Raw genomic sequence first — 2,047 nt, forward strand, 5'->3', positions numbered from 1 at the left:
GAGATATTCATAAACATTTACACGCTCACCAATCATGTCAGCCAATTGATAACTTCCAACACCACCACAAACCACCAGAACATCACCTTCTAATTGAAAGCTATCTGATTGAGAAAGATGCGGATGCTCAGCACTTGGCTGACAATTCAGTATGACTTTATCTGTATGACACTTAATATCAGTAACTTCTAAGCCAAACTTATACTGCACCCCATATTGTTTAGTCTTTTCAGCTAAAGTGGTTGAATATTTATGAATATCTCCAGTTGCATCGCTTGGTGTGTAATAACCACCAAAGTACTCACCCGTTAAAGAAGGTTCGATTGACTTCATTTCCTCAGGTGAAACTGAGTAGCGCTCCAAAGTCCCTTTATTCAAGACATCATTAACTCGCTTGGCAATATCATAGTCATCCTTAGTATGGTACATATGAAGAATACCGCGTTTCTCCAAATCAAATTGAAGCTGCTCTTTTTCAGCGACTTCAAATAAGCGCTTACGAGCAAGCAATGCTAGACGAACAGTTTCTATCGTATTAGCCTCATAATTTTTAATATGAGATAAAAACTCAACTAACCAGCTATATTTGTGCAAACTAAAAGAAGGATTAAGTAATAGAGGAGCATCTTTTTGCCTCATCCATTTAAAACCTTTTATAACGGTCGCTTTCTGGTTCCAGACTTCTGCATTACAAGCAGATAATTGCCCTCCATTTGCAAATGATGTTTCCATAGCTGGATAAAGATGGCGATCAATCACTGTGACTTGGTAACCTAATTGAGATAATTCATAGGCTGAAGTAACCCCTGTGATTCCTGCACCAATCACAATAACATGTGGCATAACAGACTCCTCTGAAATGCAAAAACATTTCATCAGTACAGCCCATCTGTCATTTGTACCTGAGAGTTTCGACCTAAATACTACCTTTTAGCATTTCGATCTTCCCCTTCGGTGAGTTTATGACTTATAAGTTTTTATTCTTCATGCTTATAAATCTTAAGCTGCTCTCCAGATTTTTTAATTATTACAGTCCTTTTGCCTGAGAGTTTCCGGGCCTGTTGCTCCTTCGGCGGGTTCTTAAGAACCTCTCTCCCGCAATAATTTTGTATTTATATAAGCAATGTATCTGCCACTTTTAAAAAAACGCATTCTTTTCTTGTAAACTTTTGTACAGCAATTCAATTAAATATAAAAGTATTTGATTTAATTACAAAAAAAGGTGAATTCTTTAAATTCACCTTTTGCCATTTATTAAAGCTTTCCTTCAAGCACTTGGTCTGAAACATGACCTTTCCACTGCTCTCTCAAGGTCGGTAAATAAAACTTCTCGCCAATTGTGACCAACTCAGCATCAATGAGTGCATGAATTTCGTGCATAAAAATGTAATCTAAGGCAACTAAAGAGAGTTGATGATTTTTTTGCGCTACTTTTTTTCGCTTCACTTGAGCTTGTTTAATTAACTCATTTGCAAAATTTTTATCTTTATATGTGGTGATTGCATTTAAACGAAGCTCAATAACACCCCAACCGGCTAACAATTTTTTGAAAATTTCAAAGTCTTTTGTCGTTGATTCCCAAGTGACATTTTCCAGATTATTATCTTCAGGCAAAACAGGTAACAGCAAATCACCAGTACTTGGAAAAATCTTTTTAAGATTTAACAGAAATTTAACAGGCTGATCACTCGGGTAATCATTAAACTGCACATGTTGTCTGGTATCTGTTAAATAAATCGAGAGCATTCAAAAATCCTTAGCTAAACAACTGTTTATTATGTGTTTAATTTCCATATCGCAAAATAAATAAAAATTAAAAACAATAGAAAAACAGGATAAGGTGGGCATTTTAACAATTATGGCAGCTTATTCAACTCTAAGTTGGTTTGATAAAGCTTAATTAAGAAATAATTACAATCTAGAAACTTGCAAATAAATCTCGTACAACTTCAAAAATTTAAAAATGCTATCTTTTAAATATATTATTTTTTAATCTACTGTTAAATTTAATGTTATAATACATTGATTTACTCAATTTCATCTGGGC

2 protein-coding genes and 1 riboswitch are annotated in these 2,047 nt (G+C 34.3%); both genes read right to left on the reverse strand.

Features of this window, described 5'->3' with window-relative positions; genetic code table 11:
• A partial coding sequence (locus J582_RS24770; RefSeq protein WP_050674872.1) for an FAD-dependent oxidoreductase occupies positions 1 to 843 on the reverse strand: 843 nt, incomplete at its 3' end.
• Between the two features lie 177 nt (positions 844 to 1,020).
• Positions 1,021 to 1,108, reverse strand: a riboswitch (glycine riboswitch).
• 146 nt (positions 1,109 to 1,254) lie between these two features.
• The gene (locus J582_RS24775; protein ID WP_031982807.1) at positions 1,255 to 1,746 is read right to left on the reverse strand and encodes a hypothetical protein; all 492 of its coding nucleotides are present in this window, start codon (positions 1,744 to 1,746) and stop codon (positions 1,255 to 1,257) included.
• Positions 1,747 to 2,047: the final 301 nt, after the last annotated feature.

Source organism: Acinetobacter sp. 1566109 (assembly GCF_000582255.1).
In the GTDB taxonomy this organism is placed as follows: Bacteria; Pseudomonadota; Gammaproteobacteria; order Pseudomonadales; family Moraxellaceae; genus Acinetobacter; species Acinetobacter nosocomialis.